Source organism: Ahrensia sp. R2A130 (assembly GCF_000179775.1).
Taxonomy (GTDB): domain Bacteria; phylum Pseudomonadota; class Alphaproteobacteria; order Rhizobiales; family Rhizobiaceae; genus Pseudahrensia.
The window spans coordinates 620,353-636,441 of sequence record NZ_AEEB01000003.1; the positions used below are offsets into that span (position 1 = coordinate 620,353).

The 16,089-nt window shown below is 58.0% G+C and carries 17 protein-coding genes; 9 read left to right on the top strand and 8 right to left on the bottom strand.

Annotated features, from left to right (window positions below; translation table 11 throughout):
- Positions 1–46 precede the first annotated feature (46 nt).
- A complete protein-coding gene (locus R2A130_RS03790) occupies positions 47–346 on the top strand; it encodes a hypothetical protein (RefSeq protein WP_156798369.1) in 300 nt (99 codons plus the stop codon).
- A gap of 71 nt (positions 347–417) precedes the next feature.
- Here the strand turns inward: R2A130_RS03790 and aspS are convergent, their stop codons facing one another.
- Positions 418–2,202: an aspartate--tRNA ligase gene (gene aspS, locus R2A130_RS03795; RefSeq protein WP_009463735.1), complete on the bottom strand. Its 1,785-nt coding sequence runs from the start codon at positions 2,200–2,202 to the stop codon at positions 418–420.
- A 236-nt stretch (positions 2,203–2,438) separates the two neighbouring features.
- Here aspS and R2A130_RS03800 point away from each other — a divergent pair, with 236 nt between their 5' ends.
- From R2A130_RS03800 to R2A130_RS03810, 3 genes are all read left to right on the top strand, one after another.
- Positions 2,439–3,668, top strand: a complete 1,230-nt coding sequence (locus R2A130_RS03800) for an MFS transporter (RefSeq protein WP_009463737.1) — start codon at positions 2,439–2,441, stop codon at positions 3,666–3,668.
- Between the two features lie 70 nt (positions 3,669–3,738).
- Positions 3,739–4,884, top strand: coding sequence for a ribonuclease D (rnd, locus tag R2A130_RS03805; protein WP_040304903.1), 1,146 nt, complete (start codon positions 3,739–3,741; stop codon positions 4,882–4,884).
- Positions 4,885–4,893: 9 nt separating this feature from the next.
- Entirely contained in the window at positions 4,894–5,619 is a 726-nt protein-coding gene (locus R2A130_RS03810; RefSeq protein WP_009463741.1) for an alpha/beta fold hydrolase, read from the top strand.
- A gap of 9 nt (positions 5,620–5,628) precedes the next feature.
- On the opposite strand, the gene glpX is transcribed toward R2A130_RS03810, so the two are convergent.
- The 7 genes from glpX to R2A130_RS03845 form a co-directional block, all read right to left on the bottom strand.
- Positions 5,629–6,612 (bottom strand): class II fructose-bisphosphatase, encoded by a 984-nt coding sequence (glpX, locus tag R2A130_RS03815; RefSeq protein WP_009463743.1) that lies wholly within the window; start codon positions 6,610–6,612, stop codon positions 5,629–5,631.
- 105 nt (positions 6,613–6,717) lie between these two features.
- Positions 6,718–8,034: a homoserine dehydrogenase gene (locus tag R2A130_RS03820; protein ID WP_009463745.1), complete on the bottom strand. Its 1,317-nt coding sequence runs from the start codon at positions 8,032–8,034 to the stop codon at positions 6,718–6,720.
- Positions 8,035–8,121: 87 nt separating this feature from the next.
- Positions 8,122–8,466, bottom strand: a complete 345-nt coding sequence (locus tag R2A130_RS03825; protein ID WP_009463747.1) for a hypothetical protein — start codon at positions 8,464–8,466, stop codon at positions 8,122–8,124.
- A 74-nt stretch (positions 8,467–8,540) separates the two neighbouring features.
- Positions 8,541–9,821 (bottom strand): O-acetylhomoserine aminocarboxypropyltransferase, encoded by a 1,281-nt coding sequence (locus tag R2A130_RS03830; RefSeq protein WP_009463748.1) that lies wholly within the window; start codon positions 9,819–9,821, stop codon positions 8,541–8,543.
- A 119-nt stretch (positions 9,822–9,940) separates the two neighbouring features.
- Positions 9,941–10,468: a hypothetical protein gene (locus tag R2A130_RS03835; RefSeq protein ID WP_009463750.1), complete on the bottom strand. Its 528-nt coding sequence runs from the start codon at positions 10,466–10,468 to the stop codon at positions 9,941–9,943.
- The gene (locus tag R2A130_RS03840; protein WP_009463752.1) at positions 10,465–10,989 is read right to left on the bottom strand and encodes a CoA-binding protein; all 525 of its coding nucleotides are present in this window, start codon (positions 10,987–10,989) and stop codon (positions 10,465–10,467) included. Before R2A130_RS03840 ends, R2A130_RS03835 begins: the two co-directional genes overlap by 4 nt.
- The gene (locus R2A130_RS03845; protein WP_009463754.1) at positions 10,982–11,809 is read right to left on the bottom strand and encodes an enoyl-CoA hydratase; all 828 of its coding nucleotides are present in this window, start codon (positions 11,807–11,809) and stop codon (positions 10,982–10,984) included. The genes R2A130_RS03840 and R2A130_RS03845 overlap by 8 nt, the downstream gene beginning before the upstream one ends.
- A gap of 142 nt (positions 11,810–11,951) precedes the next feature.
- Between R2A130_RS03845 and R2A130_RS03850 the strand changes: the two genes are divergently transcribed.
- From R2A130_RS03850 to argC, 5 genes are all read left to right on the top strand, one after another.
- Positions 11,952–12,407 (top strand): PaaI family thioesterase, encoded by a 456-nt coding sequence (locus R2A130_RS03850; RefSeq protein WP_040304617.1) that lies wholly within the window; start codon positions 11,952–11,954, stop codon positions 12,405–12,407.
- A gap of 170 nt (positions 12,408–12,577) precedes the next feature.
- On the top strand, positions 12,578–13,042 hold the full coding sequence (gene rplM / locus R2A130_RS03855) for a 50S ribosomal protein L13 (RefSeq protein ID WP_009463758.1): 465 nt from the start codon (positions 12,578–12,580) through the stop codon (positions 13,040–13,042).
- 161 nt (positions 13,043–13,203) lie between these two features.
- Positions 13,204–13,662 (top strand): 30S ribosomal protein S9, encoded by a 459-nt coding sequence (gene rpsI, locus R2A130_RS03860; RefSeq protein WP_247869246.1) that lies wholly within the window; start codon positions 13,204–13,206, stop codon positions 13,660–13,662.
- A 99-nt stretch (positions 13,663–13,761) separates the two neighbouring features.
- Positions 13,762–14,751: an agmatinase gene (speB, locus tag R2A130_RS03865; RefSeq protein ID WP_009463763.1), complete on the top strand. Its 990-nt coding sequence runs from the start codon at positions 13,762–13,764 to the stop codon at positions 14,749–14,751.
- On the top strand, positions 14,748–15,671 hold the full coding sequence (argC, locus tag R2A130_RS03870) for an N-acetyl-gamma-glutamyl-phosphate reductase (RefSeq protein ID WP_009463764.1): 924 nt from the start codon (positions 14,748–14,750) through the stop codon (positions 15,669–15,671). The genes speB and argC overlap by 4 nt, the downstream gene beginning before the upstream one ends.
- The last annotated feature ends 418 nt before the right edge of the window (positions 15,672–16,089 follow it).

Sequence of the window (16,089 nt, forward strand, 5' to 3'; positions counted from 1 at the left end):
TCTCCCAGCTTGGTTGAACAGACAGTGACCATTCAAGGAGAGACCCATGGCCTACCAATCAACACCCTGCTGCACCGAATTGCCTCCGCGTCCATTGGGAGCGACGGTCGTACAAATGCTGAAGGCTTATCTGTCTAACGCTTTGCGCCGCTACCGTGCTCACAGAGAAGCGCACGTCGCGCGGGATGCGTTCCGGGGCATGTTATCGCTTGATGACGAGATTCTCGACGATATCGGCGTCACACGCAGTAACGTCGAATGGGCAAGCAAGTTGCCTATTCACCAGTCAGCGGCGCAGGCACTCGACGCTACGAAAAAGCGGGCGAGGCCGAAAATACGGCGCTGAAATATGACGAGCGCCTAATCGTCGGCGATGGCCAAGAGCCATTTCGCCGACGAAAAACTCTACTGCCAAATCTATTCTTTCGGCAGGTTCAGCTTCAAGTGAAGGTCTTTCAGCTGCGGCTTGTCCACCGCACTTGGTGCGCCCATCAGCAGGTCTTTCGCCTGCTGGTTCATCGGGAACATGGTGATCTCGCGCAGGTTCTTGGTGCCGCAGATCAACATCACGATACGGTCCACACCAGCGGCCATGCCACCGTGCGGCGGTGCGCCGTACTGGAACGCGCGGTAAAGACCGCCGAAGCGTTCTTCGACATCGGCCTGTGACAGGCCGGTGATGCCGAACGCCTTCACCATCGTTTCCGGCAAGTGGTTGCGGATGCCGCCGGAAGCGATCTCGAAACCGTTGCACACCATATCGTACTGCATGGCGTCGATCTTCAGCGGGTCTTCGTTGTTCAACGCGTCGATGCCACCCTTGGGCATGGAGAACGGGTTGTGACCGAACTCGACCTTCTTGTTCTCCTCGTCCCATTCGTAAAACGGGAAGTCCACGATCCAGCAAAGCTCGAAAGCGTTCTCGTTGATGAGACCGGCTTCCTCAGCGGCCTTGGTGCGGGCATCGCCCGCAAAGGATGCGAATTTGGCCGGGTTACCGGCGGCGAAAAACACGGCATCGCCCAGTTCTAGGCCAAGTTGCTCGCGCATGGCTTCGGTGCGTTCCGGCCCGATGTTCTTCGCAATCGGCCCTGCCGCATCGAACTTGCCTTCCAGCTCGCGCCAGAAAATGTAGCCCATGCCGGGCTGACCTTCGCCCTGCGCCCAGCTGTTCATGCGGTCGCAATGTTTGCGGCTGCCAGCACCTTTGACCGGAATCGCCCAAACTTCATTGTTGTCGTCAGCATCCAAAATACCGGCAAAGACCTTGAAGCCCGAGCCACGGAAATGCTCCGACACGTTTTGCATTTCGATGGGGTTCCGCAGGTCCGGTTTGTCGGAGCCGTATTTGCGGATCGCTTCGCGGTAGGGAATGCGCGGCCAGTTTTTCGTCACCGTCTTACCGTCAGCAAATTGCTCGAAGACTTCAGTAATCACAGGCTCCATGGTCGTCAGAACATCTTCCTGCTCGACAAAGCTCATCTCGAGGTCGAGTTGGTAGAACTCGCCCGGCAGCCGGTCGGCACGCGGGTCTTCATCGCGGAAACACGGCGCGATCTGGAAGTAGCGGTCGAAGCCGGACATCATGATCAGCTGTTTGTATTGCTGCGGCGCCTGCGGCAGCGCATAGAAATTCCCGGGGTGGATACGGCTCGGCACGAGGAAATCGCGCGCGCCTTCCGGCGAAGATGCCGTCAGGATCGGCGTCTGAAATTCAAAGAAACCAGCGGTCTCCATGCGCGACCGCATGTCGGAAATAACAGCCTGCCGCTTCATGATGTTGGCGTGCAGCGTCTCACGACGCAGGTCGAGGAAACGGTATTTCAGGCGAATGTCTTCGGGATATTCCTGCTCGCCAAACACTGGCATCGGCAATTCAGCGGCCTGCGACAGCACTTCGATTTCACGGGCGTAAATCTCGATATCGCCCGTCGGCAGATCAGAATTTACGGTCTCTTCGGTGCGCGCTTTCACGTTTCCTTCAAGGCAAATCACCCACTCGGAACGAACGTCTTCGGCAGTTTTGAAGCCGTTGGAGTCCGGATCGATCACCACCTGTGTGATGCCATAATGGTCGCGCAGGTCGATGAATAGCACGCCACCATGATCGCGCACGCGATGAACCCAGCCGGAAAGGCGAACGGTATCACCAACATTCGACGCGCGAAGATCGGCACAGGTGTGGCTGCGGTAACGGTGCATAGATGGTATCCTGACTGGCGAAATGACAGGCCGTTGCGGCACCGCCAACAGGCCCGTTCGGCGGGCCTTTCGATTGCGCGCGTTTGGCCATGCAGGCCGTACAAAGTCAAGATTGCCGTCCACCTCAACTGCAGCGCTGCCATGCGAATGACGCAGCCCCCGGATGCTTTATTTGGCATGTCGCCTCAGTGCGTTTGCTGTTAGCGTTGTGACACCTGATCTTCGGCACCGCGAACATGCTGGCCCTACGCCCCCTCTTCCCACTTCTCATCGCCGCTGCAATTTTGCTGGCGGGCAATGGCTTGTTCTCCACCGTCATCGCCGTTCGCGGTGCGCAGGAGGGATTCAGCGCAGCGCAAATCGGTTACTTGGGCTCTGCGAACTTCCTCGGCTTCCTTGGCGGCTGCATGTTCGCGCCTCGCATATTGCGCGCAGTGGGCCATGTGCGTGTTTTTGCAGCCCTCGCCTCGCTGGCCTCTTGTGCGACGCTTGTCATGGTCATGGTCGTTGATCCATGGGTCTGGTTCATCGCGCGCGTCATCATCGGCTTCTGCTTTTCCGGCCTGTTCACCACCATCGAAAGCTGGATGAATTCCGGTGTGTCCAACGAGGCTCGCGGCAAGGTCACTGGCGTCTATCGCATCATCGATATTCTGGCGGTGTCCGGCGGACAGTTCCTCATGCCTGCAGTTGGCACGGAAGGCTTCACACTGTTGGCCATCATGGCGTTGATGATTTCGCTGTCATTGGTGCCGGTTGCGCTTGGCGACCACTCGAACCCGAAACCACCCAAATTCGTGCGCTTCGATCTGCGTGAAGTCTGGCGCTTATCGCCGGTCGCCAGCGCAAGCTGCATCGCCATCGGCATGACCAATTCCGCCTTCCGTTTTGTTGGGCCACTGTTTGCCGAAGTGCAGAATTTTTCTCTCAGCCAAGTGGCGACGTTCATATCGCTCGGCGTGGTCGGCGGCGCGGTGCTACAATATCCGCTTGGTATGTTGTCTGACCGTTATGACAGGCGCTGGATCCTCATCTGGACCACCGTTGGCGCGGTGCTCGCCAGCCTCTTCATTTCATTCGCAGCAGGCGATGACGCGTGGCTCATCTACGCAGGTGTCTTCGTGTTCGGCGCGTTCTCGCTACCACTTTATTCGCTGGCAGCCGCCCATGCGAACGACCGCGCCAACGCCGACCAATACGTGCTGGTCGCCGCTGGTCTCATGTTTTTCTACGGCATCGGCGCGAGTTTCGGCCCACCGGTTTCATCACTCATGGTGGAACTCTATGGCCCCTCGGCGCTTTTCATCTTCATAAGCGCAACCCACGGTTCGTTAGCGCTCATCACGCTTTACCGAATGCAGGTGCGCGAAGCTGTGGACGCAAAAGGGCGCGGAAAATTCAACTGGCTAACACGCACGTCCCCCGTCATGCAGCGTATGATTCAGGGTAAGCGCAAACGAAAATAAGACCGACCGCGTACCTTTCAATGTACGGGCTGGATAAAGCGCTCTCCGCAGATTAGGTTGTCGAATGAAAATTATCGAAACGACACAAGAGCTTGCCACCGCGTGCAAGGACTTCGCCCAGCACGATTACGTCACCGTCGACACGGAGTTCCTGAGAGAGACGACCTTTTGGCCGATCCTGTGCCTTATCCAGATCGCCGGGCCGGATGACGAATGTATCGTCGATCCCATGGCTGACGGTATCGACTTGCAGCCATTTTTCGAGCTGATGGCCGACACCAGCGTGGTCAAAGTCTTCCACGCCGCACGGCAAGACGTTGAGATCGTCTATCATCTCGGCGGTCTCGTCCCTAAGCCGCTCTTCGACACGCAAGTCGCCGCGATGGTTTGTGGCTACGGCGACTCGGTCGCCTACAACGCGCTTGTGTCCCGCATCACAGGTGGCGTGATCGACAAATCGTCCCGGTTCACCGACTGGGCACGACGCCCGCTGACCACGAAGCAGCTCGACTATGCGCTCGCCGATGTCACCCATCTGCGCGATGTCTATCAAAGCTTGAAAGCCGACCTTGAAAAGAAGAACCGCAAACATTGGGTCGATGAGGAAATGGATGTTCTAACCAATCCCGAGACCTATGACCTGCCCGTCGAGAAAGCCTGGTCACGCCTGAAAATGCGCGTGCGCAAGCCGCGTGAATTGGCCGTTATGAAATTCGTTGCTCAATGGCGCGAAGAGCAGGCGCGTGATCGCGATGTGCCCCGTGGCCGTGTCGTAAAAGACGACGCCATATACGAAATCGCTCAACAACAGCCGCGGGATGAGAAAGCATTGTCCCGCCTTCGCGCTCTCCCCCGAGGCTTCGAAAACTCCCGCTTTGCCGAAGGTCTGATCGACGCTGTGGACGCGGCGATGGACATTCCCGAGGAAGACCTCGAGCGCATTCCCCGCGCCACACGTTCGCCGGAAGGCACGGGTGCCGCCGCGGAATTGCTCAAAGTCTTGCTCAAGGCCGTGGCCGAACAAAACGGCGTGGCCACCAAGATCATCGCCACAATGGATGATCTTGAAAAGATCGCTGCCGATGATGATGCCGACGTTGCCACCCTTCGCGGCTGGCGGCACGAAATGTTCGGCAAGCAGGCGCTCGAACTCAAGCGCGGTGAAATCGCGCTCGGCTTCGAGGATCGCCGCATTCAGGTCATCGAACTGGAATAGCCCGACATAATGACCACGAAGAAAAACAAAGCCTTCGCGCCGAAAGATTGCGTGGTCATGCTGCACGGCCTCGCCCGCAGTTCGCGCTCAATGCTGGTGCTTGAAAAGGTGTTGGAGCGTTCAGGCTACGATGTCCGAAACGAATCCTATCCATCCAAAGAGGCCTCCATCACCGAATTGGTGGACCGGACCCTTCCCCATTGGCACGAAGCCTGCGGCGGCCAACGCACACATTTCGTCACCCATTCCATGGGCGGTATTCTCGTTCGTGCCTGGCTGGCTGAACAACGACCGGAAAATGTCGGGCGCGTAGTGATGATGGCTCCGCCCAACAAAGGGTCGGAACTTGTCGATACATTCGGTGATCTTGCAGCTTTCGGTTGGTTCAATGGCCCCGCAGGTTTGCAGCTCGGCACCCGTGATGGAAACTTCACAGCGTCTCTTCCATCGATCGATGTCGAAACCGGCATCATTGCCGGTGATATTTCCATCAACCCCATCACGGGTGCGATCATCGGCAAGGCGAATGACGGCAAAGTCTCAGTTGAGAGCACCAGGCTTGAGGGCATGAAAGATCACATCACCCTGCCCGTCAGCCACACGTTCATGATGAACAATCCGCTGGTCATGGCGCAGATTATCACGTTTCTGGAACGCGGGGAGTTCAATCACGAGCTATCCATGCCGGACGCGCTGCGCCTCCTCGCCGAAGAGGTTCGCAGCGCTACAGACTAGCTGTACTGATTAGGACTTGGTGGAGTCGCGGTGGCGCGCTTCGATCCAACGCACGGTGCCGGTGGATGACCGCATCACGACCGTATGCGTATCGACCATGCCATCCTTGAATTTCACGCCGCGCAACATGTTGCCGTCGGTCACGCCGGTGGCGGCAAACAGCACATCGCCAGACGCCATTTCTTCCATCGTGTAAGCCTTGTTCGGATTATCGACACCCATACGCGCCGCGCGCTCGATCTTCTCGTCGGTATCGAGAATGAGACGCCCCTGCATCTGGCCGCCGGTGCAGCGCAAAGCGGCTGCGGCCAACACACCTTCCGGCGCACCACCAATGCCCATGTAAAGGTCGATGCCTGTCTCGTCCGGTTCGGTCGTGTGAATAATGCCCGCCACATCGCCATCGCCGATCAGGCGAATGGCGGCACCGGCAGCGCGTACTTCCGCGATCAAATCAGCATGGCGTGAGCGATCCATGATGCAGGTGGAAATTTCCGACACCTTGCAGTCTTTTGCTTTGGCAACGGCGTGGAGATTTTCCGTAGCGCTGGCATCGATATCCACCACGCCAGCGGGATAGCCCGGGCCGATGGCAATCTTGTTCATGTAAACGTCCGGCGCGTAGAGCAGTTTGCCGCGTTCCGCGATAGCAATCACAGCAAGCGAATTGGGCTGGTTTTTGGCACAAATCGTCGTGCCTTCAAGCGGGTCGAGCGCGATGTCGACCTCCGGTCCGCCTTTACCAACCTCTTCGCCGATATAGAGCATCGGCGCTTCATCACGCTCGCCTTCACCGATCACGATGCGACCGGAAATCGGCAGGTTGTTCAACTCGGTCCGCATGGCATCGACGGCTACCTGATCGGCGATTTTCTCATCGCCCTGCCCGCGCTCACGCGCAGCAGCAACCGCAGCAGCCTCAACAACCCGTGCCATTTCCATGGTCAGCATCCGGTCCAGATGGCCGGTGTTTTTCGATGAGGTCATATCCATGGTGCGGCTCGTATTTCTGCGGTTCGTGTTACCGCTCTTGTCGGGGAGCGGCGCGGAAAAGGCAAACGGTTACAATCGATTCAGAGGGTGGAGCGAATTAGAATCTCAACTCTCATTCAGCTTTTCGATGCGGATCATCTGAGCTTCGCCCAGCAAACGGCCATCGCTTTGGATGCCGGCAAGCGCCTTTCCGATGGCCTCTTCGCTGGTCTCGTGGGTGACCAATACGATGGGCGCTTCACCATCATCGGTGGCACCACGTTTCTGCACGATGCTTTCAAGCGAAATATCATGTTCGGCAAAACGCGTGGCGATGGACGCCATGGTGCCGGGTTTGTCGACCACGTTGAGGCGCAGGAAATACCCGCCGGAATGTGCGGTCATCGCAGAGCGTTCGTGCGGTACCAGTGTATTTGCAGGTTGGCCGAGAACGGGGCCGTGCTGCCGACCGGGCTTGGATTTCGCGATATCGCAAATATCGCCCGCAACCGCAGATGCCGTGGCATCTCCACCCGCACCAGGGCCGGACATCATCAGCGAACCCACCGTATCAGCCTCGATAGCAACAGCGTTCGTGACACCACCGATTTCGGCGATCGCAGAACCCAACGGCACCATAGCGGGGTGCACCCGGCTTTCCACACCAGCCGCTGTGCGCGTGGCCACGCCCAGCAGCTTGATGCGGTAACCCATCTCCTTGGCCGCTTCGATATCGGCGATGGTGATTTTGGTGATGCCTTCAAGATAGATCGCATCACCCGCAATCTGCGTGCCGAAAGCGAGACTGGCGAGAATAGCGAGCTTATGCGCCGTGTCGTTACCCTCAATGTCGAAGGTCGGATCGGCCTCCGCGTAACCCAGTTTCTGTGCGTCAGCGAGGCAGTCTTCGAAGGTCATGCCCTCGGCCTCCATACGCGTAAGGATGTAATTGCAGGTGCCGTTCAAAATACCGAACACGCGGGTAACGGCGTTGGCCGTGAGTGACTCGCGCATCACTTTGATGATCGGAATACCACCGGCAACCGCAGCCTCGCAGTTCAGCAGCACGCCGTTTTCTTCGGCCAACAGCGCCAGTTCCACACCGTGTTTGGCAAGCAACGCTTTGTTGGCGGTGACCACGTGTTTGCCAGCGGAAAGTGCCGCTTTCACCGCGCCCAAGGCCGGTTCGTCTTCGCCGCCCATCAGCTCGACGAAAACGTCGATATCATCGCTGACAGCAAGATCGGCGGGGTTATCGAACCATTTCATACCGTCGGTCGAAAATCCGCGATCGCGTCCTGCCGTGCGGGCATTCATACCCGTAACGCGGATCGTTCTGCCGCAGCGATCTGCCAGCATATTTTGCTTGTTGTGAACGAGCTGGATGAGGGCGGAGCCGACGGTACCAAGACCGGCGACGCCGAGGCGGAGAGGTTCAGACATGAGATTCGCTGCTACCTAAAGGAAATGCGTAACCGTGATACGCCGCCGCTCCCACCATCGCAACGGCGCTGCATTAAACTGCAAGGCTCAATTCTGGCGATTGGTGGCGGCGATTTCTGCAAGCCTGCGCTTCTGTTCAGCCAGTGCGAGACGTCGCAGGCGCTGCACTTCGGCGGCAGAGTTGCTCTGGGCTTCCACGCTTTGCTTGCGGGCAGCACTGCGTTGCCCCGCAGCTCTCAATTCAGCCTTGGCCTGCTCGCTTTCCTGATCGGTAATCTGCGCCGTCTGACCCTGCGGCTGGACATTGATATTGGCGAACTCACCCGTTTTCTTAGCCTCGCCCAGCGGCTCGGTGGAAAGCACAGCGGTGGGCGTCGCCTGGGTGCAGGCGGCGGTGGCAAACAGAATGAAAAGAGCGAAAATGCGTGGCATTGGCAGACCATACCACGAAATGTGGGGACGTGGTGACCTGCGGCGCAAAGATATGCGCCGCAGGTCGAATTTCGTCAGACGGCTTTCAGCGCCTGCGCCAGATCACCGATCAGATCATCAGCACTTTCGATACCGACGGACAGGCGGATCACGTCCGGTCCCGCACCAGCGGCAGTCTGCTGCTCTTCGTCGAGCTGTTTATGCGTGGTCGATGCGGGGTGAATGATCAGCGAGCGGGTGTCGCCAATGTTCGCAAGATGCGAGAAAATCTCGACATTGGAAACCACATCGACGCCCGCTTTGTAGCCGCCTTTCAAGCCGAAAGTGAACACAGCGCCTGCGCCATTCGGCATATATTTCTGCTGCAATTCATGATGCGGATCGCCTTCGAGGCCCGCATAAGACACCCACTCGACCTTGTCGTGACCCTGCAGATATTGCGCGACCTTCATGGCGTTCTCGCAATGACGTTCCATCCGTAGCGACAGCGTTTCGATGCCGGTGAGGATTTGGAATGCGTTGAACGGCGAAATCGCCGGTCCAAGATCGCGCAGGCCGAGCACGCGGCAGGCGATAGCGAAGGCGAAGTTGCCGAAAGTTTCGGCCAGCACCATGTCGTTATATTCAGGGCGCGGTTGCGTCAGCACGGGGAAGCGATCGTCTTTACCCCAGTCGAATGTGCCGCCATCGACAATGACACCGCCCATGGAATTGCCGTGACCGCCGAGGAACTTCGTCAGCGATTCCACAACAATGTCTGCGCCATGCTCGATCGGGCGGCACAGATATGGCGTGGCCATCGTGTTGTCCACGATCAGCGGAATGTGATGCTTGCGCGCGACCTCCGCGATTGCGTTGATGTCCATCACCACGCCACCGGGGTTGGCGAGGCTTTCGATGAAGATTGCTTTCGTCTTATCCGTGATCGCAGCTTCGATGGCTGCAGGCGACGTGTCTTCCGCCCATTTCACATGCCAATCAAAATGCTTGAACGACTGGCCGAACTGGTTGATCGACCCGCCATATAGCTTCTTGGCGGCAACGAATTCATCACCAGGCTGCAACAATGTATGCATGACCAACAGCTGTGCTGCGTGGCCCGATGAGACAGCCAGCGCTGCCGTGCCGCCTTCCAGCGCCGCGACGCGCTCTTCAAGCACGGCGGTCGTCGGGTTGGTGATGCGGGTGTAGATGTTGCCGAACGCCTGCAGGCCGAACAGCGAGGCTGCGTGGTCCACGTCATCGAAAACGAACGACGCAGTCTGGTAGATCGGCGTAATGCGCGCGCCGGTGGCAGGGTCCGGCTGTGCGCCAGCGTGGATTGCAAGTGTGTCGAAGCCAGGTTCACGGGCCATGATATGTCGTCCTGTTTGGTCTCAAATTCTGTGAGCGCGTTATCCGTCATGTCGCGCGGCGCGTCAAAGAACGGTTTGGCGAATGGTTGATGCCTTTTGGCAAATCCTGCTCACAGCGCTTATTCGACGGGCGGTGCAATTTGCAATTCACCGCTTCGCACTCGTAAATTCGGCAGCGGCAAGTCAACGGTCGCTGGCTCGACGGCACGTCCGATCAGGTCGTAGCGCTGGTCGGTGCACCCGTTGAGATAAGCCGCGTCGGTAGTTCCCGATGCTGCTATAAATATGAGTTCACACGCGGGCTCGCCACGCTTGGCCGGAACAACCGTAAATGTTCCAAATGACAGGCCTGCATTGACGGCGACCGAAACCAGACGCTGTTCGAATGAAGCTGCATTGGCCCGCGACTGGACCAACCGCACTTCAGGCACAGATAAATGCCGCACCAGATATGGCTCGCCTGCAACCACGATCCGCTTTCCTGTCCCCGGCACAAGCTCATCGACACCAATCGTCTGCCAGGCTTCCGTGTTTTCGTCTTGCAGACCTGCAGCTGACAGGAGGACGAAACCGATGGACCCAGCGGCCAAAATCATCATGACGCGGATAGCCAAGAACAGACCGCGTTCGACCAATGCACCCTTCATTCGCCGTCCAAACTGTAATGCTGGAAGCCTTTTGCGAGCTTCGGCTTCTTCGATGAAATGGTGCGTCTATTAAAGCCGGTCCAGCCGATCTCACCGCATAGCCGCGCATATTCGATCTTCGGACAGCGGTTCTGAATGACCGTGATCCCCGCCATTTCAAGCGCAGCAGCAATCGCATCGTCACGAATGCCGAGTTGCAGCCATACCACTTTCGGCAGTGTTTCCAGCGCGATGATTTCCCTCACGATCCCCGGCAATGCCTCCGGCTTGCGGAAGATATCGACCATATCGACCGCCACCGGCACATCGGCGAGCGTTGCATAGGTCATAGCCCCCGCAATCGGCTTACCCGCCTGCCCCGGATTGATCGGATAAAGCTCGTATCCCTTTGCTGCCATATACTGCGCTACGAAAAACGAAGGCCGAACGGTGTTCGCGGAAGCCCCGATGATCGCGACTGTTTTGACAGATTTCAGAACGGCGCGAATATGCGCGTCGGTATAGTGGTCGTGATCACCCATCGGTCCATTCCGGATCGCGGCTTTCCAGAAACGCGCCGATGCCTTCTTTGGCATCTGCCACCAGCATGTTTTCCACCATCACTTCGGCGGCGTGAGCATAGGCCTCCGCCAACGGCATGTCGGCCTGCTGGTAGAACGCCTGTTTGCCCATCTTCAACGTGTGGCTGGATTTCTTGGCGATGTTGCGGGCGTATTGCAGCGTGATTTTCTGCAAGTAGTCCACAGGCACAACGCGGTTGATGAGGCCGATTTCGCGGGCGTGGCTGGGCGTAATCGCCTCACCGGTCAGCAACATTTCCATCGCGTGTTTGCGGTGCACGTTGCGCGAAAGCGCGACCATCGGCGTGGAACAGAACAGGCCGATATGAACGCCCGGCGTGCAGAACGCTGCATCTTCAGACGCTATCGCCAGATCGCAGGACGCCACCAGTTGCGCGCCAGCGGCTGTCGCCAAGCCGTTCACCTCTGCGATAATCGGACAGCGATGGTTCACAATGGCCTGCATCAATTCGGAACACCGCACCATGAGGTCGGTGAAATATGCCCTGCCCCCATCTTCGGCTTCCCGCGCTGCTGTCACTTCTTTAAGATCGTGACCCGCGCAAAACAAATGTCCGTTAGCCGCCAGAATGATGACGCGGGTATCGTCGCCTTCGGCCCGCTCCAGCGCCGTCATCAAATCTGCGATCACCTGATCGGACAGCGCGTTGGCGGGCGGGTGGTTCAGCACCAAACGTGTGATGCCGCCTTCGAGCAGTTGCACAACCACCGGTGCATCGCCCATCGCTTCAGCAGTTTTGATATTCACGATCTCGGCCATCAGGCGCTCCGGTAATATTATAAGGTCACTTGCAGTGTGCCCTGCATTGGTATGCCCCCGACTGGTTTGCATCAACCCGCACGATTGCCCGAAAATACGAGTTCGCTACACTGAGGCGAAAGAACGTAACGCCGGACCAAAGATGAGCGCCACACTCCACCCCTGCATGACCGCCGAAGAACTGAACGCCTACCTGCCGGAAGTCTTCCCGCAGATTGTCGATCAATATGCCGATCTTGAAATCATCGACGTCGGCGCAGGCACCGTCACCGTGGCGCTCACCACCAATGACGCCAACCTTCGCCCCGGCGGTACGGTGTCCGGCCCCACCCTTTTCGCGCTGGCCGATCTGGGCGGTTACGCCTGCGCGCTCTCCCATATCGGGCGGCAGGCGCTGACGGTGACCACCAATCTCAACATCAACTTCATGCGGAAGGCAGAAGCTGGCCGCCTGTTGGGCCATTGCCGGATTTTGAAACTGGGCAAACGGCTGATGGTATTCGATTGCGACATTCGCCAAGCAGATGAAGAAAGCGGCTCGATTGCCCACGCCACCGGCACCTACGCCATTCCACCGGCTGATTTCCGCCAAAAATGATGTGGTAAAATAATACCTATTTTCTAACGCTTTGTTTTCGTGTAGTTTTCACGAGAAACGGCACAGAAACTCGCCTTGACCGTTCCCTACCCCTCTCCTATAGAAACCCCAGCACAGAACGGCTTGCGCCTGTCTGTACATTCGAATTTTTCCAACTTTCAGGTCTTCCCATGAAAACGTTCACGCAAAAGCCAGCGGACGTCGAGAAGAAGTGGATCGTGATCGATGCCAACGGCATGGTTCCAGGTCGCCTCGCTTCCTTCGTCGCAAACCGTCTGCGCGGCAAGCACAAGCCTACTTTTACACCGCATGTCGATGATGGGGACAACGTCATCATCATCAATGCCGGCAAAGTCGCCTTCACCGGCAACAAGTACGAGCAGAAAAAATACTACTGGCACACCGGTTATCCCGGCGGCATCAAAGAGCGCACAGCGAAAGCCCTTCTCGAAGGCCGTTTTCCAGAGCGCGTGATGCAGAAAGCCGTCGAGCGCATGATGCCCGGTGGTCCTCTGTCCCGTCGCCAGATGAAAAATCTGCACGTCTATGCTGATGCCGAGCACAAGCATGAAGCTCAGCAGCCCGAAACCGTTGATGTCGCCGGCATGAACCCCAAGAATAAAAGGGTCGCGTAAACATGGCCGAAATCAAGTCTCTCGAAGAGCTCGGTGCTGCAACCAGCGCCGCTGCAACCGAAGCACCTGCTGCCGCACCTGCCGAAGGTGAAGCTGCAGAAGCAGCGCCCGTAAACCCGTCGCTTGCAGGTAATCCTGCAGCGCCTGTTTATGAGCGCAAGGTGGACGAGCACAACCGTGCTTACGCCACCGGCAAACGTAAAGACGCGGTCGCCCGCGTTTGGCTGAAGCCAGGCACAGGTCGCATCATCATCGAAGGTGCAACCAAGAAGCGCGAAGTCGCCAAGAAGAACCGTCGTGAAGGCACGAAGGCTACGAAAGTTCGGGATTTCACCGAATATTTCGCACGTCCCGTTTTGCAGATGCTCATCCGCCAGCCGCTTTTGGCTACCGGACGTGACACGCAGTTCGACGTGGTCGCTACGGTCGCAGGCGGAGGCCTATCCGGTCAGGCCGGTGCTTTGCGCCACGGCATTTCCAAGGCTCTCACCTATTTCGAGCCGGAGCTTCGCCCGACCTTGAAAGCCGGTGGCTTCCTGACACGCGACAGCCGTGTTGTTGAACGTAAGAAATACGGCCGCGCGAAAGCCCGTCGTTCCTTCCAGTTCTCGAAGCGCTAAAGCTTCACACCCCACGAATTTTTGTGAAAAGGCGGGGCAACATGCTCCGCCTTTTTGCGTTGTGACTCCAGTTGAAATTGCCGAACCGGAAAACCCGCCATGTCCAAAACCGATACAGCCTTCACCGCTGAAAACCTGCACATCCAATCGAAAGACCCCACCTTCGCAGGTGCGCTTTCTTTCATGCGCCGCAAATATACCAAAGATCTGGCAGGCGTGGATGCAGTTGTTTGGGGCATACCGTTTGACGCGGCAGTGTCCAACCGCCCCGGCACACGCTTCGGCCCACAAGGCGTGCGCCGCGCATCTGCCGGTATGGACAACGACCCCCAATACCCCTTCGGTTCCCGCATCTTCGACGAACTCGCGACCGTGGATTACGGCGATTGCGAATTCGACTACGGCTATAACGAGCAGGTGCCAGCCCGCATTGCCGAACAGGCATCGGCTATCATCAATGCCGAAAGCGACCCGTACCTGCTGTCCATCGGCGGCGACCATTTCGTCACCTATCCGCTGCTGAAAGCCCATGCCGAAAAATACGGCAAGCTCTCTCTCGTGCAGTTCGACGCCCATCAGGACACATGGGACGATGACGGCAAGCGCGTCGACCACGGCACCATGATCACGCGCGCCGTGAAAGACGGTTTGATCGACCCCGATACATCCATCCAGATCGGCATCCGCACCCACGCCCCGCAGGACTATGGGATCGAAATCATCGACGCGCTGGCCTTCCACGAGATGGGACCGGAGGCTGCCGCCAAGCGCGTTTACGAACGCACCAACGGCACAAATGTCTATCTCACCTTCGATATCGACTGCCTCGACCCGGCCTATGCTCCTGGCACCGGCACGCCCGTCGTCGGCGGCCTGTCTTCCGCACAAGCGCTGCTGACGTTGCGGCACCTGAAAAACCTGCAAGTTGTCGGCTCAGACGTGGTGGAAGTGTCCCCCGCCTACGACCATGCCGACATCACATCCAACGCTGGCGCCACCATCGCCATGTACATGCTCGGCACCTTGTGGGAACGGAAGCGTCCTTCGCTGAACCCGCCGCCCGCACAATTGGAAAGCCCGAAATCGTGACACCAAAAATCTATATTGATGGCGAGCACGGCACGACTGGCCTGCAGATCATAACCCGCATTTCCGCCCGCGAGGATTTGAAATTGCTGTCCATTCCCCATGCCGATCGGCATGATGTGGAGGCACGGCGGCGGTTGTTGAACGAAGCCGACATCGCGATCCTGTGTCTGCCGGACGATGCCGCCATCGAGGCAGTCGCCATGATCGACGGTGATACGAGAGTTATCGACGCCTCAACCGCCCACCGTGTGGACCCCGACTGGACCTTCGGCTTTGCCGAGCTAGACCCCGGCCACGCGAACAAAATCGCAAGCGCGACCCGCGTCACCAATCCCGGTTGCTACTCCACGGGTGCAATCGCACTCATCCATCCGCTCACTGCGGCAGGCGTTCTGCCATCCGACGCGCTGCTGACGATCAATGCAGTCTCCGGCTATTCCGGCGGCGGCAAAGGCATGATCGCGCAGATGGAAGATGCCTCCCGCAACGACTCCATCAGCGCCCCGCATTTCCTCTACGCGGTGGGCCTGACCCACAAACACGTGCCGGAAATCACCCTCTACGGCGGCTTGGATCACGAACCACTGTTCTCGCCTTCCGTAGGCCGTTTCGCCCAAGGCATGATCGTGCAAGTTCCACTACATCTAGCCGCCACGAATGCCGCCAGCCGCGCCGAACTTCATACCGCGCTGGAAACCCATTACGCAGGCGCAACCAACGTTCGCGTCGCATCTCTGGCTGAAAGCGATGCGGTGGGCCGTCTCGATGCCACCATGCTGGCCGGAACCGACACGATGGACCTCCACGTCTTCGGCAACGACACCCATGTGAATCTCATCGCCTTGCTCGACAACCTCGGAAAAGGAGCGAGTGGCGCGTGTGTGCAGGCACTGAATCTGATGGTGAAGGGATCGGCATAAACAATTCTAGGGAATCACTTTTTCGCAATTCCTACCCACTCCTGACTATCATATCCGCGCAGGCGGGGACCACTCTTCTGCTAAATGATGCGGTAATGATTGAGCGCGGTAGGGCCGCGTCGTCTTTTCTTCGCGAGAGTGCAGCTTGTCGATAAGTGGGTCCCCGCCTGCGCGGGGATGACAGTTGATTGGTAATTAGAAATGGTTGTGCGAAAGCATCGACCCGCCTTCCGGCGTCCGAGCGATAAGCAAGGTGTCGCCGTTCGCCTTTGGCGAACGAAAGCGACCCCGTAAAAGTAAGCCGACGGAGCGAAAGTGTTCGTCTCATACCGTAGTTTCGGTGTAAGGTGACGCACACCTTCGCTCCGCCCGATCCTGCTGCACAGGTGTCTTTCAACCTGCATGTCGGCCCCCATCC